Origin of the sequence: Photobacterium carnosum, assembly GCF_002849605.1 — a bacterium.
Classification (GTDB): Bacteria; Pseudomonadota; Gammaproteobacteria; order Enterobacterales; family Vibrionaceae; genus Photobacterium; species Photobacterium carnosum.
Genome location: NZ_NPIB01000014.1, coordinates 89,421 through 110,770, shown reverse-complemented (window position 1 = coordinate 110,770; position 21,350 = coordinate 89,421). Strand labels below are relative to the sequence as shown.

Below are 21,350 nucleotides of genomic sequence, written 5' to 3'. Positions count from 1 at the left end.
TTTATTTAACGGCGTTTTTAATCGCTTTTTCAATAAAATCAGTAAAGTTATGGCCATAGTTCTCTAACATTTTAGGGAACATTGAAATTGGCGTCATGCCTGGGAAGGTATTGATTTCATTTAATAGAATTTCATTATCTTCACTCAAGAAGAAATCAATACGCGATAAATCTTTAAGCTTCATTTGCTCAAACGCTTTACGAGCATAATGCTGAATCGCTTCAACTTGTTCTGCAGTTAAATTACGCGCTTCAACCTGAGTGGTTGATAAGCTATCAGTACTGTATTTTTCTTCATAGCTATAGAACTTATCATCAGGGCACGATACTTCACCCGGTTTAGTAATAATAAGTTGATCACCATATTGATAAGCCGCAACTTCTAACTCACGAGGCTTAATGGTTTTTTCAATTAATACTTGGTTTGAATAACCGAATGCATTGTTAACCGCTGTACGTAATTCTTCTGCGTTCTCAACACTATAACAACCGACAGATGAACCTTGACATGCTGCCTTAACAAACACCTTGCCCCACTGGCTTAATGCCGCTGATGCTTGTTGGTGCGCTTCTTCCGTATTCTCACTCAAGAAAACATAAGGCGTATTAGGAATATTCAACGCATCAAACCACAACTTAGTGGTAATTTTATTAAAACAGTTTGTACTCGCTTCAGCGCCACAGCCTAAATAAGGTAAACCTGCTAAATCAAATAATGATTGCAAATCGCCAGTTTCACCAGGAAAGCCATGCACACAAGGGATCACGTAATCAATCGTGACAGGTTGCTCACCGACAGCGGACAATGTTTTATCTAAATTCAATTCGCAAGAATGTTGATTTCCATTTAACCAACCTTCATTTTTTGTCATTTCGACACGAGTATAGCTAACGCCATCAATCACTTTTAATTGTTGTTCAATAAAGTTTGCAGATACAAGAGAAACTTCATGCTCAGCGCTACCGCCGCCGCATAATAATAAAACATGGATAGAACTCATTATCGTTCCTTAATTAGACCAATCACAATACAATGCAGATTACAAAAACCTTGATAAACCACCAAGGTCAAAAAAAATAAGACATTCACGGCTGAATATAGTAATCAAAAAAGTAATATGAATGTACCCTCTATATCATCATATCGTGATTTATTTTTAAATCCTGCCAGGTTTATACTGCAACTGGTGAATTAACCACCATTTATAGCCTGTTTATATCAACGATTATTGTAACTGCTTCAATTGTGGCGAGCCAGTATGTTCAATATCATAAAAATTCCGCACAAATGCCCCACTTTGCTGTAAAGCTTCAGGTAACAATGCCAATGCAGCTTTTGCTTGCTCATGATCGGAGTAATGCCCAAGTAATAAGGTATAAACTTGACTACCATTGATCATCTTCTTATTTAGCCAAGCTGGTTGCTGGCTATCTAATAGCAATAATAAGGTCACTAATGATTGTTCATCTCTTGATGCTGTGATTTGAACGCTATAACCATGCATATCAACTGTTTGATATTTATCATCAACAATCGGATCATCAACGCGTGTTTGATCCTCTACCACCGTATCATTAACTGGCTCAATAACTTCGGGTTCAACCGTCTTTATAGCATCAACTGTTGGCTCTGTAGCCGCTGTTGAATCAGTAACTATAGCTGATTCAGTAACCGTCGCGGGTTGAGTCACATCGGTAGCGACAGTTGTTACCGCGGCTTTATCTGTAACAATTACAGGTTCATCAATAGTTGTATCATTTGCCACTTGTACTGTAGTTGGTTCCGTCATCACGTCAGTAATAGTACTATCCGCTGCAATGACTGAAGGCTCTATCGATGTAACGTCTTCTACTGGTTCAATTTTAGTAACTGGTTGATTTTCAATAACCTGTTCACTCACTGCTATCGAATCTATCGATTGATACAAAGGGTCTGTTTTAACTGATGCGTCTAATTCCGCAACAACTGTTGGCTCAACAAACTTTGCAGTCGACTTCGTCGTGTTAATTGTTTCAATTGGAACCTGTAATGGCGTTTTAGGTGGCAGTAATTGAGCACAACCCACCAAGCTCGATAACAGGCTCAATGTAATAATTTTTTTCATTTTATTCTCTCTTATTCCACAGTAGAACAGTTAGTGTGCTCATCATAAAAACAATTGAATGACAGATAGTTAGTAATAGTTTGCCGCAGCGTTTAATTACAAGCAAACAGTTCATAACGATAGATCCATCGAAAGGTAATTATGTTACCATGGTTACGTTAAACATTGTTTTTATAACAATAATATGAACCTTATTTTTCTGCTACTGCCTAGGAGCCTCAATGGCTGATCCACATATTAAATGCGAACTTGATATTCTTGATAAACTAACCGTTATCTTATATCGCTCAGCATTCACTCTTGCCGCTATTATCATGGCGGTAATTGGTACAGAAACCCATACTGCGACACCTTTCCTTGTTATCGTCGCTTTACTCGCCTCAACAACAGTTCATATTTATGACAAACGTTTTCGCTGGCTTATTCAAGGTGCTGGCTTGTTTGCAGCGATCTGGTTAATTTCCGGATTATGGCAACCATTAGCATTAGGCGCCGCTTTATTTGTTTTTAGCGCACTTTCAATAAAAGAATATTTCTGTTTTCGAGTAAAAATACTTCTATTAACGCCCCTTATTTTGGCGGCATTTTGGTTTTGTTTCGTCTTTAATGTCATGCATGTTGCGATTGGGTTTGCAATGGTCGGTGCTGCATTACTTGCCTTTGCTGCTTTTAGTAAATGGCGGATGCCGCTACATTTTGATATTGGTGATAAAAGCCGCTACCAAGTGTAATCTGCTTATTGTGCTCTTTAGCCACCAGCAGCAAAAAAAGAGATCAAATGATCTCTTTTTTATTGTTTAGCTAAATGTTTTTGTTTTCGTAAGTGTTTTTGTTTATACATTGCTGCATCTGCTTGATTAATAGCACTCACTATATTACCGCCTACCTCAACAATTCCATAAGAAAAGCTAACATGCAGTTGTTTTGCTAAAAAGTATGCTTCAATATTACAGCGAATAACTTCTATCCGTTGCTGTACGCCACGACATGGAGAGCCCTCCAGTAATAATACAAACTCATCGCCACCAAATCGTATTATAGCATCACGATCTCGCAGCATACTTTTAACGGTTTGTGCAAAATCACGTAAAACCTCATCACCTTTATTATGCCCATAGATATCGTTAATTAATTTAAAACCATCTAAATCAATAAAGACTAATGTTTGATAGGCTTTAGCATACGTCGATTCTAAATAACTTTTTTGATAACACCCGGTTAAGATATCAATATTAATGCTATCGTTAGCGTCATAGATACTACAAATAATAAACGATTGATTAAAATGTATTATCTTTTGTCGGAAAGTATGAAAAAATCGCCTTCCCTTTTCAGTGCCTACCGTTTCATTCGATACGAGAAAACACGTATCACTATTGAGTAATTCTTTATCTAAATCAATACATGTTTGATAATCAGGAAATCGCTCACAGGCTTGCGCAGCACTATAATTAACAAGGTCAATACCTAAATAATTAATAAGCGGTTCATTATTATAAATAGCCTTCCCTTCACGATTACGAATAATAACAAGGGCGTTACTAGTCTTGATTAATGAAGAGAATAATAATAAATGTTGACTACTCTTACGCTCAAGTAATTCATTATAATTTTCATTAATTCTACGTTGTTCATTATAAACATTTAAAAAATTATAACTAATACCAAGAATATTATAGCGATCTATTTTAATCAATTCCTGAATTGCACGCTTAATATCTTGATAGTTCTGAGCTCGATTCATCTCATAAATAGCTTGATCGAGTAAATCACAAAATGATTGAGTCTCATTTTTATAAATATTCACATTCGGTTTCGTCGGTTTAACATCTTCAATACCAAGAAGTTTAGAGAAGTAAAATCCTTGATAAGTCATATCACCAAATTGTTTAAGTAAATTAAATTGCTCAAATGTTTCTACGCCATCAATAATGATATGCTTCCCAAATACTTTGGTGATTTTTTCATAGATTGTTTTAACTAATGAATAAGCAACATAATTGTGACTAATATTCTTAATTATCTTTCGATCTAATTTTATATAATCGACATCAAGGTGCAGAAATAATTCACTATTAGCATAACCTTTACCATAATCATCTAATGAAAATTTAATGCCCTGTGTTTTTAGTCGGTTAATCGCTGTTTGAATACGTGTAAAATCGCGGGTCATATCATGTCGAGTAAGCTCTAAAATGATATTTTTGTTATGTTCAAATGTTTTTTCACATGTTTCAACAAATTTCTCATTTAATAGGCTTACTATAGAGATATTAATCGATAGTTGTATTTTTCCCGCATTTGGCAATAATGCGCGTTGCTTAATAAGCGACTCAATGATAGCTAAATCAAACGCAACATGATCTTCAACACTTTCAACATAGTGTTTAATTTTAGGTTGATATTTTCTAAGTAGTACTTCGTAAGACGATATCTCACCATTATAATAACGAGGCTGAAAGTTAAAGTGGAAATTTAATCGCATCATCTTACTCTCTATATGATTTCTATAAAGAATAATCGAAAATATAATTAATCTATAGTGGAATTTGCAACTAATTCAAACCTATTCTAAGTAAGCTTAATATATAATTTTTAAGTATTTTACATTACCTATATCAGTATAAATAAGCACTGAATACCGCAAAAAAACAATACTAATATAGATTATATTTATTGTGAATTATTAGGCCTAATACAAAACAAACACTATTCATTAAGATATCCGTTCTACACCATAAAATAAATAAATCATCCTCTTTTTTCAGATCACATTATAACGATAAAAAAAGCAGCTCTGCCATATTTAGAGATAAAGTATCAAGATTGTCGATATAGAGATGACTATCTTATGAGTAATATTACCGCTTTTTTAAAACCAACCAGTATCGCAGTGATTGGGGCATCGAACAATCCACACCGTATCGGCTATATAGTTGTCAGTAATCTGTTATCAGGATGCTTTAACGGCCCTATTATTCCCGTTACACCAAAGTATACCGCTGTCGCAGGGATTCTGGCTTACCGCAGTATTGATACGATGCCTATAATCCCTGATATAGCAATTATTTGCACCCGTGCAGATCTTACTCCCGATATTATTAATCAACTTGGGCACAAAGGTGTTAAAGCTGTCATTGTTATCGCCGCCGGTATGACTCCTACAGCTAACCATAAAGACACTATTAACCACCAGCAACAAATGCTTATCAATGCTCAACGTTATAATATACGAATTATTGGCCCCAATAGCCTTGGCATTATTTTACCTTGGCTTAACCTTAATGCGTCGGTGTCTCCTATCCCTGCCAATAAAGGTAATATCGCGTTTATTTCACAATCAGCCGCAGTCTGTACCACAATTCTTGATTGGGCGCAGAATAAGGAAATAGGCTTCTCTACGTTTATTTCTTTGGGTGATGCTTGTGACATTAATTTTGCCGAGCTGCTTGATATTTTAAGCCAAGATACAAAAACAGACGCTATATTGCTCTACATTGACAATATCAAAGATGCTAGACAGTTTATTTCAGCAGCCCGTGCCGCTGCGCGTAACTGTCGTATATTAGTATTAAAAAGTGGTAGAACAAACATGGGACAATCGGCGGCATTATTGCATTCTAATGATGAAATCAGTGTGGACGAGGTTTATGATGCAGCCATTCGTCGTTCTGGTATGTTACGCGTTCATACAACCCATGATTTATTTGCAGCGGTTGAAACACTAGCTCATTCTGTACCATTACGTGGTGAACGATTGGCTATTGTCACTAATGGTGCAGGTCCTGCCGTTATGGCAGTCGATGCGCTATCTGATCGTAGTGGAAAATTAGCACAATTAAGTACAGAAACAGTAGCAAAGTTATCTCATGTCTTACCCGCCTATTGGTCACACACTAATCCAATAGATATTATGGGTGATGCAAACACTACGCGTTACCAACAAGTCATTAATATTCTACTTGATAGTGATGATTTTGATGCGCTACTTATCATGCATAGTCCTTCAGCTATTGCTAATAGTACTCACACCGCGAAGATAGTTATTGATACCCTCCACCAGCATTCTCGCAGTCAACGTTTTAATATATTAACTAATTGGTCGGGTGAAAATGACGCCGTTAACGCTCGTACTCTTTTTACTCAAGCGCGTTTACCGACTTATCGTACACCAGAAAGTGCGATCTCAGCTTTCATGCATTTAGTCGAATACCGTCGTAACCAACGTCAATTAATGGAAACGCCAGTGTCAATTGGTGAAATTACCGCAGATCCTCACTATGTGCGCCATGAAATACAACGTTTACTGCAACAAAATATTTATCATCTTGAGACTCATGAGATACGTCCGTTACTTGAAAGCTATGGTTTTACTACTCTTCCAACGTGGATAGCCTCTGATGCCGCTGAAGCAGTCTATATTGCAGAACAAATTGGGTATCCTGTCGCGGTTAAATTACGCTCCCCAGATATTCGTCATAAATCGGATATCCATGGCGTGGTGTTATACCTTCGCGATACCAATGAAGTAGCCAATGCCGCTGATGCTATTTTGTCTCGTGTTGCACTGCATTATCCCAGTGCCCGTATTGACGGATTATTAATCCAACGTATGGCGAATCGATCTGGCGCACAAGAATTACGGATCGGTGTCCATAACGATCCTGTCTTTGGGCCAGTGATCATGCTTGGCGAAGAAACCATTGATTGGAATATTGAACGTGATGCCGTCGTTGCGTTACCACCGTTAAACATGGCTCTTGCCCGTTATATGGTGATCAATGCGTTAAAGCGTAACAAAATCAAACAACGCAGCAGTTTAGAGCAAATATCTATTCCAGCGTTATGCCGATTATTAGTGACTATTTCACAAATGATCATTGATTGCCCAGACATTAGTGCCTTAGATATTCACCCCTTACTGATATCAGGTGATGAATTAACGGTTATTGATGCTTCGATGGATATTGCTGCGTTTAACGGTGATATTCAGCAACGATTAGCGATTCGTCCTTACCCTAAAGAATATGAACAACAGTGCCAGCTAAAAGACGGTAAACAGATATTGCTTCGTCCTATTCTTCCTGAAGATGAACCAACCCATAAAGCCTTTATTAGCCAAGTATCAGAAGAGGATCTTTATAAACGTTTTTTCTCTGAAATTGGCGAGTTAAATCATGAGGCCTTAGCCAAATTCACCCAAATCGATTACGACCGTGAAATGGCTTTTGTTGCCGTTTATGATGAGATGATTATCGGTGTTGCTCGTGCATTATCAGATGCAAACAATAAAGACGCTGAATTTGCGATTCTCATTCGATCCGATTTTAAAGGGGTAGGTTTAGGTCGAATTTTAATGGTAAAGCTAATTGATTACGCCAAACAGCGCGGGCTTCATACCCTAACAGGAATGACCATGCCAACCAACCGTGGCATGATCACTCTAGCGCAAAAAATGGGGTTTGAGATTGATGTACAATTAGCTGATGGTGTAGTAGATATGCAGTTATTGTTAAACTAACCCCAAACAATATAAAACAATATGCAGTGAACCATTAATGGTCATAAATAAGGCACTTTAATGCTTTTATAGCGTTAGATATTGTCTCATCCGCTATAATTATCATTTATGATACAGCTATAGCAGTAATGAGGTGGCAACGTGCATAGATATTATCTCACTTTCAATCGATCTACTGATGCAAACCCTTCACGTATATCATTATCGATAAGAAGACTTATATATAGCATCCTTTGGCTCACAATCTCTTGTTTTAGTTATGCGGGCACAGAACAACCTACAGGAGGAAGTTATGGTTTAGCCTTAGATCCCGTCCCTACCGTAAATTTTGTCTTTCTTACGCCCGCTAATGCGCAGCAGCAACAAGCAAAAGACATTGTTCAACATTCATCTATTCTCACCACAGTGAGGCAACTAAGCCAAACTCGCTATGTTTTCGCCCCCAGCTTAGATATCGTTTTTGGAAGTACTAAAGGTCCTAATTTTGATTCAACTCAAAACGAAATCCAGATCCCTTACCAATATATTACTCAGCTATTACAGCATGTGGCTAAAACAACCCCTTACACTACCCAACAACAACGTTATCAAGCAACAACCGACGCGCTATTATTGACGTTACTGCACGAGATCGGACATGCCTATATTCTTGATCGTGCGATTCCCATACTCGGTAATAATGAAACCATGGTTGATAACTTCGTGACTATATTGCTATTGAATGATATCGATCGAGGAGATGAGATTGCAATTAACAGTAATCAACTATTTAGTATTCATGCTATCAATGATACCCCTTTAAGTAATAATCTTTTTATTCAACAGCATAGCCTTAGCCAACAACGTTATCAGCATATTTTGTGTCTGGTGTACGGTAGTGATCCCACTCGCTACCAACCCTTGCTTGACGCATTGCCTTTAGTACAACAGCAACAACGCCAATGTAATGATATTTACTCAACCACACATCAAGGCTGGCTCTATTATTTAGATATTTAGATATTTAGATATTTAACGCAAACAATTAAAATGCATATATATTCAATCTTAAAGATGTAACCCCGTAAATTTTGCAACGATATGCGTACTTAGTCATTTTAAGATGTGATTGTAGGGAATTATTTATACTTACAATCCTCTAATAATAGAATCTGGTATATGTTTAAAGATGAGGCCAGTGTCTATCATTTAAATGAATGGTTTATTACTGCTATTAATTTATTCTGTTATCAATAGGTAAACTATCGTTGTGAAATCACCCCCGAACAATGTCGAGTCGTTACCGTCACCACCAGCAAAGGCTAAAACGTCGTGGTTGCGTAAGAGTACAAAAAGTGGGTTTATCGTTATTGGGGATCGTACTTCTAATACCCATAATAGGTTTAATATGGCTTAACATTCATGGTGTAACGGTAACTGAGGTTAAGGGACTACGTTATGACAATGGTATACAAGCAAAACAAATTTCATTACGTTTATTTAATTACCACGTCACTTTCCATCAGCTCTCTTTGCAACACCAAATTGATCCTAAAAACCTTCTTGATAGCGGAAGTTATCGCCTATTTGCGAAGAAATATGAAATAGAACTGCCTTCAACAACAACAGCGATGTTAGAAAAACAAAATATTTATTTACGCTACATTCACTTTTTTGATGCAACGTTTAGGTTTGTTGATTTCACATCACCATTAACCATTAATGCTCGAGCGCGAAAAGTGACAGCATCTGCAGCGCACAGTGACGGTAAAGAATCTGCGGCAACACAAATTATAGAACAGGTTGATGTTACCATTACCAACACCCCCCATTTAGTGATCTCTGGTCATTCAAATAAAGGTAAATTAAACTTCTTTTTCCCACAAGATCAACCCTCGCCACATTACCCAATACGGTTTATTGATAGTCAATTTTCTATTGCTTGGCAAGACAATAAAACGCCAGTATCTGTCACGATTGCATCACTTCATCCTCAATGGGAAACCCTTAATAACACCTTACCAGAACAAGTTATTACCAAATTATCATTAACGTTTGATCTTAACCGCAGTTTACCAACCATGAAATTAATGGCTAACACTGTAAAACTAGAACAACCCAAATATTTACCTGAATTTATTAATCGTACTGACATCGATAGCAAAGGGATCCACCTCGGACAAGCTATTGCTAATCTTGCCCGTTTACCCATTAAGAAATTAAAAGTAAACGCACTAACTTATGGCGATTTATTAATTGATGCTAAAGTGATTTTAAAAACGCCACTAAATACGATAACAGCACAATCGGAAGATCTTAATCACAACCCAACGCCACACCATAAAACCGCGACTGAAAAAGCGAGAAAAAAAATAGAACAACAGGCTAAAACGTTAAATATTGCAACGGACAATAAAACTAAGGCGCATTTTATTGTAAAAGGAAAAGCATTAGCCCCTAATCCATATCAACTTGATGTGAATATCTATCACCTTTCAAAAACAAATGCCCGTGCTCACACCATTATGACTCGTAGTGACGGCAATAACCTTAATTGCGATGTGAAAATAATTTTTCATCAACCATTACCACAATATCTAAATTGCAATGCCAACTTTAAAAATACTAAAGAATTCACCGATCGATTAGGTCTTGACGATATGCCTGATGCTCAAATAAAAGGACCATTACGCTTTTATGCTAAACAAGTGGTAAATAACTTATCAAAAACAACTAACCCGATGGTGATTAATAATAAAATTGTGGATGCACATTATCGAATAGGTATTGAATTACCGCCATCTTTTACTATTGAACTTAATAAATACACCGTTGAAGCCCCATTTTTTCATTCTAAAGATAAAAATACTCATCAGTATCATGATCTAAAACATATTGCCAAAATTCAAATGAACAGTGACGGTAAAATAAACTTCAATATCAGTTATAAAAATAGATTATTCCAAGTGGCGCTAGGTGATAAAGACGAAACAATTAGTTTTAAAAATGCCAATACGAATTCTGAATTTAGTTTTTTTATTGATGAACTCAATTGCTTATATCCTAATGTTCAATGTCATATTAACGCTAATATCAATGCCAAAATTAATACAGTACAACCAACAAACGACAGTAAAATTGATAACGTTCTTTTTAGCTCAAAAGTAAAAGCAATATGGGCTAATAATTATTTAATTGCCCAATTACAACAGACCCATTTTCAAGCAAAAAAGTTGTTATTCCAACGTATTCCAACCTTAGAGAATAATAAGATCAAAAATATTGATTTCAGCTTAAACCAATTAATAGGTATTTTTGAAAAGAAAAAAGATCGTTTGAGTGTCATGGTTTATCAACCTAAAAATACCCAAGCACAATTAAGTGCTCAATTATCTACTCGTCATCAAGCCAAAAAAACAACCCTAATGGCCGACTATAGCGCAGAACTAAACATTGCCGTCAGTAAGTTATTATTACGCCATGAGATATTATTCAATAACACGTCTTTGCAATCACCGGCTACACCATTAACATTATCAAGTAACATCAATATCGCAATAGATAACGTTCAACGTAACTATAAACAACTATTTCCCTCAGCCAATCTTTATGGTCATTTCTATTTAGCCGCGAATAAACTACAAGCTGAAGCCACACTCGCCAACCTTCACAATGACGTTTTTGTAAAACTGAATGTTAATACCGATTTAATGACCAAAGAAACTAGAGTGAAATTACACCGCAATACAATAACGTTCACAAACACTCGCCACTTAAAAAAATATTACTTTCCAACGCTACCTTTACCGTTTGATATTACTGACGGTAGTATTACCATGAGTGCCGCATTTATGATTGACAGTAATAATCAATTAACTGGAACCACTACTATTTCTACGGATCATCTTTCTGGAAATTATCATGGCATTGATGTTAATCAGCTAGACAGTAATATTCACCTCGCATTCTCGCCTGATGGCATTCAAACCCTCAGCCCTATTGCCTTATTTGCACAACAACTTAAAGCAGGAATAACATTTACCAAACCAAGTTTGATTATTGATGCTAATACCCAAACCAATCAATACACATTACATCGAATAGCCACTTACGTCTTGGGGGGAAGTTTAAGTGCTCATAGTATTAACCTTACGGATTTACCTAAATCAGCATTCATTCCAATGACCATTTTTGGTATTAAAATCGATAAAATAATCGACCAGATTGATCATGATGGAATTGAATTTACAGGGATCCTTGATGGCACTATTCCCATTGCTATTATTGATGGAAAAATTGAAATCCATGACGGCGTGCTTCATTCTCGCTATCCAGGTGGCATATTACGTTATATCGCGGGCTCAATGATTGATGAAAATATCAAAGCCGCAGGCCATCAGAGTCCATTAATGGTGAGTGAAATACTTAAAAATTACCATTATCGTACCTTAGCCATGAAAGTTAACTATGCTAAAGATGGCGTGTTAAATACACAATCTTACTTCAAAGGGTATAATCCTGATTTTCAGCACGGCCGCCCAATAAATATAAACGTAACCATTGAAGATAATGTACTTGAGCTCATTAAAACAATAAACATACTCAATGCATCCAATGTCGAACAAAAAATTAGTGAGTATTTTAACCATCAATAACATTTAAGGTTATTAATATGAATAGGTTGCAAAAAGCACCATTACGTTTCTATAGTATTATATTTTTCATTGCTATACTGTCACTCGGTGGATGTACACCTACAATACAAGTTGCCACATCAGACAAGCCGATTGAAATTAATCTTAATATTAAGATTGAGCATGAAATTAAAATAAAAGTTGATAAAGACATAGAACAATTATTTGATAACAAAGCTGTATTTTAATCATTATAGTTACTCGGCATTAAGGTCATCGTCATATGAAAGCTATAATTCTAAAAAAAAGACTTCTTAGCTGTTGGCTACTACTCTCTTTATTTTCATCTTCAGCGCTAGCGATTACGTTGCAACAAGCTAAACAGCAAGGGCTTGTTGGTGAGGCGAATAATGGTTTAATTGCCGCGATTAAACCCAATAATAATTCGACGATTAATCATCTTATAATCTCCGTCAACAATCATCGTAAAGAGACATATCAAGCCATTAGCCAATCTCATTCACTATCACTTAACATTATAAAATTACGGGCTTATCATAAAGCCATCGAAAAAACACAATCAGGGCATTTTTATCAAAACAGTCGTGGTGCATGGAAACAGAAAAAATAATATCCATACATTAAATTACTCTTAACCCTCGTTTCAAAATATTTAACTAAACGAAATAGAATGACGTGCGTATAATTTGAGATCTTATCAACAATCTGATTTCAACCACAAAATGACATTAAATCAAAAGATTAGAAATTTAAAGCCAGTAGATCTCATATTTACAATTACCGCAATTATGTGTTTAGCACCTTTCATTAGTTCCCCCATAGCCTTAATTCTAGGCTTTACGTTAGCCAGTTTAGGTTTGATCCCAACTCAATTTAATCTTGCCGCTTTAACCAAAAAACTTTTGTCATATTCCATTATTGGTTTAGGGTTTGGGATTAATTTAAATGAAGCCATTGAAGCTAGCCGCCAAGGACTTGGACTAATTATTTCTTCCATTTTCTTTACGTTATTTTTAGGCTGGATCGCAACCCACTTTTTAAAATTGGATAAAAAAACCGGTCATTTAATCGCAGCAGGTACGGCTATTTGTGGTGGGAGTGCCATTGCCGCAGTATCACCTGCGATTAATGCGCGTGATGACCAAACCTCATTGGCTTTAGCGACCGTGTTTGTACTGAATGCAGTGGCTTTATTTCTGTTTCCAGCAGTTGGGCACTTATTAGAAATGAGTCAACATGCTTTTGGTACTTGGGCGGCGATTGCCATTCATGATACATCGTCAGTTGTTGGTGCTGCTGGCTCTTATGGTGATGAAGCATTAAAAACAGCGACAACCTTGAAACTTGCTCGTGCGTTATGGATCATTCCCGTCGCGTTTGGCAGTGCATTAATGTTTAAAGGTGACAGTAAGAAAATCACTATTCCTTACTTTATTCTTTTTTACTGCTTAGCTATTTTAATTGCCCATTTTGTTCCGCAGTTCCATTCAACCTATATTCTTATCTTTGACGCATCAAAACGCTTATTAGTGGTGTGCTTATTCTTAATTGGCTCAGGTATCACAGTGAGTAAATTACGTAATGCCGGACACAAGCCTTTATTATTAGGCGTGATCCTCTGGTTAGCGATTGGTACTGCCTCATTAACCTATATTGAGTTGTTTCTTTAACGCTTGTTGACTCTTTATCTTTTCATAAAAAAAACCTCTATTCTTCAATATTAAACATGAAGATATAGAGGTTTTTTATTTAATTTACTTTATTGTTTACAGGGTTTCTACCGTACTTTTTACAAGACAAAACTTGCAAAAATAAAGCCAAAGATAATACTGAATACCATACTTAATAGACCGGGGATCATAAAGCTATGGTTAAAGATGTAACTACCAATCTTTGTTGTTCCTGTGCGGTCAAAATCAATTGAAGCAATGATAGGACCGTAGTTAGGAATAAAGAAGTAACCATTAACCGCTACAAACGTTGCGATAATGACTTCAGGTGGTAGACCTAGTGTAATAGCAACAGGCACAAGCACCGCTGTTGTTGCACCTTGACTGTTAACCATCACAGATAAACCGAATAAAGCAAAAGCGAATGTCCATGGCGCAACTTCTACTAAGCCAGACACCGCTTCTTTCACCATTTCACTGTGACCGGCTATAAACGTATCACCTAACCAAGCAATACCAAAGATAGCCACAATCGCACGCATACCAGCATGGAACACGGATCCTTGAGAGATCGCATTACCGTCAGGCTTACAGATCAAGATGATCAAAGCAGCAATTGCTAACATCACGATCTCGATCGTGTGTGCCATGCCCATCGCGGATCCATTAAAGTTAGGACGTAACCCTGGGAATGCACCCATAATAACGACAGCTAACGCGCCAAATAAGAATAAACCAACCGCTTTCTTTGCTTCTGGTTTAATAACAATCTCTTCTACTTTGACTTCTTGTTCCATTTCTTGACGGAAATCAGGATCTTGCATACGACGTTGATATTCAGGGTCATCTTTTAGATCTTTACCCATTTTATTAACGACAACACACGCTAATGCTAAACCACAGAAAGTACCAGGAATTGTCACCATTAACACATCTGCTAATGTAATGCCTTGAGGTTCTAAGAAAGCCACTAATGCAACAACCGCCGCGGCAATCGGACTTGCAACAATCGCGAACTGAGAAGCAATAACGGCCATACCTAATGGACGCTCAGGACGAATACCACTACGACGACTTACTTCTGCAATAACAGGTAATACCGAATAAGCCACATGGCCCGTACCGGCTAAGAAGGTAAACATATAAGTTACTAACGGCGCAATAAAGGTAATATGACGCGGATTTTTACGAAGAATATTTGACGCAATTTTAATTAAGTATTCGAGACCACCCGCCGCTTGCATTGCCGCAGCCGCAGCAACAACAGCCATGATCATTAACATTACATCAATCGGTGGACTGGTTGGTTGCAAACCAAAAACAAAACTTAAAATCGCAAGACCGATACCACCCATAACACCCAAACCAATACCACCGATTCGAGCACCCACTAAAATACAGACTAGTACAATCAAAAATTCTACGATAAACACATTTATACTCCCTAATAACAGCGTTTATATTACTGAGCAATATTCAGTAAAAATTCGTGCTGATAATAAAGTTTATATAGGAGTAATAATTAGCTATCAATCACACTTCATTAAAATATATATCAATAAAAGTATTAATATAAACAAATATTACTTTTATGTTTTATTTTATGAGTTCATATGTAACTTGATTGCACATCATTTGTATGTAATTAGTTTTAAAAGTATCTACTCTACGTGAAAAATAATCATTAACGTCTATTTTCTAACAATGACTCACTTACTTTTAACCATAAAAGACCCAATAAAATAGCAAATGAACTTAAGTTACATAGCGCACTCGTCAACTCGGTTGTAATCAATGACACAATAATTAATAACAGGCTAATAGTTACGCCCACTGTTTGTCGTTTACGATCATTAATTTTAAGTAAATATGCTTTCATAATAACGATCCTTGCCAAACCTTGATTGTTATTAATATGTTAGCTAATCATTGGAATTTTAAAAATACTATTTATCTCTATGAAAGAGTAAAAAAGTCTATCACTCTATTATCTTGCCAATTATTAGAGCCAATATAACGAATTCTCATTTAGCGAAGTTAACTTGTTTAAAAAAAACACATTTAACCACTAAAGCGTAATTATCATGTCAATATCTTGTCGTTTTTCGCTACAATACACCCTAAGTATAAAGACATTTATAAATAGTGATTTTTGCAGCATGAAAAGTCATGTCGGTTAATATCATATTGATAAATCATTACATATTCTTCGGAGAAAACAATGGCATCTCGTACGCTAAAGGCAGCAGTTGTCTTAGGTCTATTTGCATTATCTGGTTGTGCGTCATCTAACAGCCCTTGTGATTCAGGCTACCTATTACCATCAAAACTTGACAATGAAAATCTTCAATGTCAACAACAACAACCAGTAACAGTTGCGCCAGAAACAACAGTCACTAGCGAACCCGTTATTGATAGCGATTATATTGATAATAACAACGCCCACCTTGCTGATGAAGAGTCAATGACGAACGATCAAGCATTTGGTGATATAAACCCGTCACACTTTACTATTCAAATTTTAGCCCTAAGTGAAGAGCGTAACCTACGTGGTTACCTTCAACCTATCACGGGCAATCAACCAATTTGGGTTAACTGGAAACATGCAGTAGGCCGTAACTGGTATGCGGTTATTTACGGTAATTACGCGACTCGTGCAGATGCAAAACAAGCAATTCAAGCATTACCAGCAACAGTTCAAGCGCAAGGTCCATTTGTATTAAGCTTTGCGGCTGTTAAAGCAGATAAAGAAGGTCAAGTGTACCAATTACGTTAATCGTATTGATGCATTAAGTGTAACTGCTAATCTACTGATGAAATGCAGTAACAAAAAAACCAGACACTAGGTCTGGTTTTTTTTATGCTGTTTATTAAACGTATTAATAATGTGGCATGCAATCTATTAACGATTATTAGTCGTCAATTATTGATCGTCGTTGCTCACATCAGTATTACGTTTTTTCTTAGGGATAAAGACATCATTACCCACAGCTTGATTTTCGTAAAAACGCTTATCAACTCTCTTCGTTGCTCTAGGTGCTTGCATTTTTTTAGCGGCACCTGTTGCATTGGTTGTCGTTTTCTTAACAATCTTCTTCTTCGGTGCAGGTTTAAGGCCTTTAAACTTACCCGTTAAGCCTTCAAGGGTTGTGAACTCAATCTTTTGTTTCAAGAATGCCTCAACCGCTTTAAAGCTCTTCCAGTCTTTAGGACCTACTAATGAAACTGCATCACCTTTGTTACCCGCACGGCCAGTACGACCCACACGGTGAACATATTCTTCTGCGTGTTTTGGCATATCAAAGTTAATAACAAGCGATACGCTATCGATATCAAGACCACGTGAGGCGATATCTGTTGTCACTAAAATTTTATGACAATTACGCTCAAACTGACTCATGATGTTATTACGTTGCGTTTGGTTCAAATTACCACTTAGTGCAACCGCTTTTAGTTTACGTTCGTTCAGCTCAGCCGTTAAACGATCAGTATCAGCGCGGGTTGCAGTAAAGATAATAACTTGGTTGTAATCTTCTACTTCTAACACTTTATCTAGCAATGCTTGTTTGTGATCTAAGTGATCACACAAAATAAAGCGTTGAGTAATATCGGTATGCTCTTCTGCTGAGTGACCAATTGAAATACGCTTTGGCATATCCAACATCTCAGATGCAATTGACATCACATCAACGTGATCCATGGTTGCAGAGAACATTAATGTTTGACGACGACGGTGGTTAGCCGCTTCGTTAATACGACGAAGTTGTGGTTCAAAACCCAGATCAAGCATACGGTCTGCTTCATCAAGAATAAGCATCTCTAAACCATCAAGGTGTGTACTACGGTGCTCAAGGTGATCGACAAAACGACCAGGCGTCGCAACCACAAACATTGGGTCATTACGTAATGCTTTTACTTGATCGTTAAAGTTTTCACCACCAACAATCAAGGTTGCATCGTAAGGCGTACCAGCATTAAGCGTACGTAGTTGTGCGTAAATTTGTTTCGCTAACTCACGCGTCGGCGTTAAAATTAATACGCGAGGATCACGACGAGTAAATGGCTTACCACGATACATACGCTGCATCGCAGGTAATAGAAATGCTAGAGTTTTACCGGAACCCGTTTTCGACGACGCCAAAATATCTTTGCCTGCAATAGCAACAGGGACGGCCGTTTGTTGAATTTCGGTTGCTCGATCAAACGCCAAATGATTCAATTTGTTTAATAGGCGTGCGTCTAAGCCAAGATCTTTAAAATGCAAAATGATGCTCCGGTAAAAACAACTCAATTAATGAGTGTGTCCTGTCAAATATGATGAATATCACAATATTGTGAAAACATTAGCTGGAAATTATAACACAAACCAATTTTAAAAAACCTAAAATAAGTCACCCTACTAGCGTTAACATATTGATAATCGTTATTGCTATATAGACATCAAACACGTTACGCTTTAATTCATTAGAGATTATAAGGAATTGAAATGATTAAGAACAAATACCCTAAATGGTTAGCGCTGTGCTATAGCATCTTTTTTATTGCACTTGGACTCAATCCAGCTTTTCGTGCAGTCTGGATAGCAGAAGCGATCCCCCTCGTTATTGTGTTCTTATTTCTAGTGTTTAGTTACCGTTATTTTGTATTTAGTAATCTCGCCTACACCTTAATGGCTGTATGGTTGGTATTACACAATATAGGTGCCCATTACACCTTTGCAAATGTCCCTTTTGACTGGGTTAATCACCTTTTAGATTCAAATCGCAACCATTTTGATCGTTTCGCCCACTTTTCAATTGGCTTTTATGCGTTTCCCATTGCTGAATTTTTAGTACGTAAAGGGCATTGCAAACCAATTATAGCGGCGCTATTTGGGTTATTTGCCATTATGGCAACAGCAGCGGCTTATGAAATTGTAGAATGGTGGTATGCAGCAAGTGCTGGTGGTGAGGCGGGTATTGAATTTTTAGGATCCCAAGGTGATATTTGGGATGCACAAAAAGATATGCTGGCTGATACGCTTGGTGCGATATTTAGCTTAGTTATTTTCTTTGTTGCTACACCGTATAATATCAACAATAAAAGACACTAACGTTATTTTCAAGCAACAAAAAAGGCGCTTAATTAGCGCCTTTTTTATTTAACCCAATCTGAAATTACTCTGCGTCAGGATAACCATCTGGATTTGTTGACTGCCAACGCCATGTATCTTGCGTCATATCATCAAGTGTTAGTTTTGCTTCCCAATGCAATTCAGCTTTTGCTTTCGCAGGATCAGCCCAACATTCAGCAATATCACCCGCACGACGAGGTGCAATTTTATAAGGGATCTCAACACCTGAAGCAATTTCAAATGCTTTTGCCATTTGCAATACACTGTTACCGTTACCAGTACCTAGATTGTAAATGTGTAAGCCAGCTTCACGACCTTTATGTGTTAATGCTGCAAGGTGACCGTCTGCAAGATCTACCACGTGAATGTAATCACGAACACCAGTACCATCTACTGTTGGGTAGTCGTTACCAAAAACAGATAAGAACTCACGACGACCAACAGCAACTTGAGAGATAAATGGCATTAGGTTGTTAGGTATACCTTGTGGATCTTCACCCATCGTGCCTGATTTATGTGAACCTACAGGGTTAAAGTAACGCAATAATGTCACACTCATTTCAGGATAAGCATGTTGAATATCGCCCAAGCACTCTTCTACCATTAGCTTACTACGGCCATATGGGTTAGTTGCACTGGTTGGGAAATCTTCTGTGATAGGCACTGATGCAGGATCACCATAAACAGTCGCTGATGAACTAAAAATAATAGCATTCACGCCCGCTGTACGCATTGCTTCAACAAGCACTAACGTACCACTTACGTTATTATCGTAATATTCAAGTGGCTTCTCTACTGATTCACCGACCGCTTTCAGTCCTGCAAAGTGAATCACAGCGTCGATATCATTTTCAGCAAAAACACTGTCCAAAAATTTACGATCACGAATATCACCTTTATAAAAGGCAGGCATTACACCCGTTAAGCTCTCAATGCGCTTTAATACTGTTTCTTTACTGTTATACAAATTATCAACAATAATTGGGGTCATACCCGCTTCAATCATTTGTACACAAGTATGACTACCAATGTAGCCCATGCCACCAGTAACTAATACACGCATGATGTCTCCTAGTCGTTAATACGTAATTTGAAGCTAAATATTAATACATATCCGTATGGTAATAACACGATATTGTATAAAAATTTATTCTATTAAAATATTATGCTATCGATTGCTGTCTTTAGCAATGTGTTGATTCACATAACATTTAATTTTGACATAATATTAACTAAAAAAACAAAGACTCATATCACAATTTTATATTTCGTTTTCAAAAAATAGTCTTAACCATTAACAATAAAACATCGTATAATTAATGCGTAATTTAATTATTTGAGTAAGCTATGAGACGGTTTTTACATTATTTTCTTTTATTATGGACACTACTTTTCATGACAACTGGTTGCGAAGTTGTCCATTGGAAAACAGAACACGATCAATCGTCTTTAAAAAAAGAAGGATTCAGTAAACACCAAATAACGCTCCATGAAGGGGGACAGTTAACCTATTGGGAGGGAGGACAAGGTCAGCCTTTACTTCTTTTACATGGTTTTGGTGGTACGGCAGTGGCTACATGGAAGGCTGAAATGGTCCAACTAAGTAAAAAATACCGTGTTATCGCACCTGATCTACTCTGGTTTGGTGAGTCTTATAGCAATAATGCTGCACAATTAGCCACTCAAACAAATGCTATGTGGCAGTTAATCGATAAATTAAAATTAAAAAAAATCGATGTTGCAGGTATTTCTTATGGTGGTTTTATTACCTATGACATGATGCTAACACCTGAACGTATCAATAAGGCTGTTATTATTGCTAGCCCTGGTCCATTATTTAATGATCAAGATTTGACTGATTTAGTTAAACGTGCAGGCACACAATCCCCTGAAGAGTTATTTGTTCCTAATAATGGTGATGATGTTAAACGTCTTTATGACAATGTATTTATTGAGAAAAAATTTATCCCTGATTTCATCGCGAACCAAATCTATCTTGATTATTTTTCACAATGGAAATCACAACGAACACAATTAATTAAAACATTACCCAATGATAGAGATCGTATTCACCAATATGACCCTAAAAAACTACCTCAATCCCTTATTATATGGGGACAAAATGATCAAATATTCCCACTCAATAGTGGTATAAAATTAAGTCAATATATTCAATCCCCTCTTATTGTACTACCAAAAACAGCACACGGTATTACCAATGAACAGCCCAAAGTCACGGCTGATTTAATTGATAATTTTTTATCCTCCCTATAATTGCCATATGATCATGATAAAAAGAGAAGCCAAA

General features: G+C 36.8%; 17 protein-coding genes. 10 read left to right on the top strand and 7 right to left on the bottom strand.

From position 1 onward, the window contains the following. Position 1: 1 nt before the first annotated feature. Both CIK00_RS12470 and CIK00_RS12465 read right to left on the bottom strand, forming a co-directional pair. A complete protein-coding gene (locus tag CIK00_RS12470; protein ID WP_101769172.1) occupies positions 2-1,000 on the bottom strand; it encodes a D-alanine--D-alanine ligase in 999 nt (332 codons plus the stop codon). Positions 1,001-1,225: 225 nt separating this feature from the next. Further along, a complete protein-coding gene (locus tag CIK00_RS12465; protein WP_101769171.1) occupies positions 1,226-2,104 on the bottom strand; it encodes an SPOR domain-containing protein in 879 nt (292 codons plus the stop codon). 221 nt (positions 2,105-2,325) lie between these two features. Between CIK00_RS12465 and CIK00_RS12460 the strand changes: the two genes are divergently transcribed. After that, on the top strand, positions 2,326-2,835 hold the full coding sequence (locus CIK00_RS12460; protein WP_101769170.1) for a hypothetical protein: 510 nt from the start codon (positions 2,326-2,328) through the stop codon (positions 2,833-2,835). Positions 2,836-2,894: 59 nt separating this feature from the next. On the opposite strand, the gene CIK00_RS12455 is transcribed toward CIK00_RS12460, so the two are convergent. Beyond that, positions 2,895-4,592, bottom strand: coding sequence for a bifunctional diguanylate cyclase/phosphodiesterase (locus CIK00_RS12455; RefSeq protein ID WP_233426564.1), 1,698 nt, complete (start codon positions 4,590-4,592; stop codon positions 2,895-2,897). A 363-nt stretch (positions 4,593-4,955) separates the two neighbouring features. Between CIK00_RS12455 and CIK00_RS12450 the strand changes: the two genes are divergently transcribed. From CIK00_RS12450 to CIK00_RS12425, 6 genes are all read left to right on the top strand, one after another. Then, entirely contained in the window at positions 4,956-7,625 is a 2,670-nt protein-coding gene (locus CIK00_RS12450) for a bifunctional acetate--CoA ligase family protein/GNAT family N-acetyltransferase (protein ID WP_101769169.1), read from the top strand. A 141-nt stretch (positions 7,626-7,766) separates the two neighbouring features. Beyond that, the gene (locus CIK00_RS12445; RefSeq protein ID WP_233426563.1) at positions 7,767-8,624 is read left to right on the top strand and encodes a DUF4344 domain-containing metallopeptidase; all 858 of its coding nucleotides are present in this window, start codon (positions 7,767-7,769) and stop codon (positions 8,622-8,624) included. A 269-nt stretch (positions 8,625-8,893) separates the two neighbouring features. Next, the gene (locus CIK00_RS12440; RefSeq protein WP_101769168.1) at positions 8,894-12,259 is read left to right on the top strand and encodes an intermembrane phospholipid transport protein YdbH family protein; all 3,366 of its coding nucleotides are present in this window, start codon (positions 8,894-8,896) and stop codon (positions 12,257-12,259) included. Between the two features lie 17 nt (positions 12,260-12,276). Continuing rightward, positions 12,277-12,486, top strand: coding sequence for a YnbE family lipoprotein (locus CIK00_RS12435; protein WP_101769167.1), 210 nt, complete (start codon positions 12,277-12,279; stop codon positions 12,484-12,486). Between the two features lie 35 nt (positions 12,487-12,521). Then, entirely contained in the window at positions 12,522-12,869 is a 348-nt protein-coding gene (locus CIK00_RS12430) for a YdbL family probable chaperone protein (protein WP_101769166.1), read from the top strand. Positions 12,870-12,981: 112 nt separating this feature from the next. Further along, positions 12,982-13,929 (top strand): YeiH family protein, encoded by a 948-nt coding sequence (locus tag CIK00_RS12425; RefSeq protein WP_101769165.1) that lies wholly within the window; start codon positions 12,982-12,984, stop codon positions 13,927-13,929. A 119-nt stretch (positions 13,930-14,048) separates the two neighbouring features. On the opposite strand, the gene CIK00_RS12420 is transcribed toward CIK00_RS12425, so the two are convergent. Next, on the bottom strand, positions 14,049-15,362 hold the full coding sequence (locus CIK00_RS12420; protein WP_101769164.1) for an anaerobic C4-dicarboxylate transporter family protein: 1,314 nt from the start codon (positions 15,360-15,362) through the stop codon (positions 14,049-14,051). A gap of 251 nt (positions 15,363-15,613) precedes the next feature. Further along, positions 15,614-15,808, bottom strand: coding sequence for a hypothetical protein (locus CIK00_RS12415; RefSeq protein WP_101769163.1), 195 nt, complete (start codon positions 15,806-15,808; stop codon positions 15,614-15,616). Between the two features lie 342 nt (positions 15,809-16,150). Between CIK00_RS12415 and CIK00_RS12410 the strand changes: the two genes are divergently transcribed. Beyond that, on the top strand, positions 16,151-16,705 hold the full coding sequence (locus CIK00_RS12410; RefSeq protein ID WP_101769162.1) for an SPOR domain-containing protein: 555 nt from the start codon (positions 16,151-16,153) through the stop codon (positions 16,703-16,705). 147 nt (positions 16,706-16,852) lie between these two features. Here the strand turns inward: CIK00_RS12410 and CIK00_RS12405 are convergent, their stop codons facing one another. Further along, on the bottom strand, positions 16,853-18,193 hold the full coding sequence (locus CIK00_RS12405; protein WP_101769161.1) for a DEAD/DEAH box helicase: 1,341 nt from the start codon (positions 18,191-18,193) through the stop codon (positions 16,853-16,855). Positions 18,194-18,415: 222 nt separating this feature from the next. Here CIK00_RS12405 and CIK00_RS12400 point away from each other — a divergent pair, with 222 nt between their 5' ends. After that, complete coding sequence (locus CIK00_RS12400) at positions 18,416-19,021, top strand: DUF2238 domain-containing protein (RefSeq protein ID WP_101769160.1); 606 nt, start codon at positions 18,416-18,418, stop codon at positions 19,019-19,021. 64 nt (positions 19,022-19,085) lie between these two features. Here CIK00_RS12400 and galE read toward each other — a convergent pair whose 3' ends face one another. Beyond that, positions 19,086-20,105 (bottom strand): UDP-glucose 4-epimerase GalE, encoded by a 1,020-nt coding sequence (gene galE / locus CIK00_RS12395; RefSeq protein ID WP_101769159.1) that lies wholly within the window; start codon positions 20,103-20,105, stop codon positions 19,086-19,088. Positions 20,106-20,437: 332 nt separating this feature from the next. On the opposite strand from galE, the gene CIK00_RS12390 reads away from it, so the two are divergent. Next, positions 20,438-21,316 carry an alpha/beta fold hydrolase gene (locus CIK00_RS12390; RefSeq protein ID WP_227990408.1) on the top strand — a complete coding sequence of 293 codons (879 nt, stop codon included), beginning with the start codon at positions 20,438-20,440 and terminating at the stop codon, positions 21,314-21,316. Positions 21,317-21,350: the final 34 nt, after the last annotated feature.

Bases quoted from the DNA above. Each gene is read 5' to 3' on its own strand.
- CIK00_RS12470 (WP_101769172.1), bottom strand. From the start codon at position 1,000: ATGAGTTCTATCCATGTTTTATTATTATGCGGCGGCGGTAGCGCTGAG.
- CIK00_RS12465 (WP_101769171.1), bottom strand. From the start codon at position 2,104: ATGAAAAAAATTATTACATTGAGCCTGTTATCGAGCTTGGTGGGTTGT.
- CIK00_RS12460 (WP_101769170.1), top strand. From the start codon at position 2,326: ATGGCTGATCCACATATTAAATGCGAACTTGATATTCTTGATAAACTA.
- CIK00_RS12455 (WP_233426564.1), bottom strand. From the start codon at position 4,592: ATGATGCGATTAAATTTCCACTTTAACTTTCAGCCTCGTTATTATAAT.
- CIK00_RS12450 (WP_101769169.1), top strand. From the start codon at position 4,956: ATGAGTAATATTACCGCTTTTTTAAAACCAACCAGTATCGCAGTGATT.
- CIK00_RS12440 (WP_101769168.1), top strand. From the start codon at position 8,894: ATGTCGAGTCGTTACCGTCACCACCAGCAAAGGCTAAAACGTCGTGGT.
- CIK00_RS12435 (WP_101769167.1), top strand. From the start codon at position 12,277: ATGAATAGGTTGCAAAAAGCACCATTACGTTTCTATAGTATTATATTT.
- CIK00_RS12430 (WP_101769166.1), top strand. From the start codon at position 12,522: ATGAAAGCTATAATTCTAAAAAAAAGACTTCTTAGCTGTTGGCTACTA.
- CIK00_RS12425 (WP_101769165.1), top strand. From the start codon at position 12,982: ATGACATTAAATCAAAAGATTAGAAATTTAAAGCCAGTAGATCTCATA.
- CIK00_RS12415 (WP_101769163.1), bottom strand. From the start codon at position 15,808: ATGAAAGCATATTTACTTAAAATTAATGATCGTAAACGACAAACAGTG.
- CIK00_RS12410 (WP_101769162.1), top strand. From the start codon at position 16,151: ATGGCATCTCGTACGCTAAAGGCAGCAGTTGTCTTAGGTCTATTTGCA.
- CIK00_RS12400 (WP_101769160.1), top strand. From the start codon at position 18,416: ATGATTAAGAACAAATACCCTAAATGGTTAGCGCTGTGCTATAGCATC.
- galE (WP_101769159.1), bottom strand. From the start codon at position 20,105: ATGCGTGTATTAGTTACTGGTGGCATGGGCTACATTGGTAGTCATACT.
- CIK00_RS12390 (WP_227990408.1), top strand. From the start codon at position 20,438: ATGACAACTGGTTGCGAAGTTGTCCATTGGAAAACAGAACACGATCAA.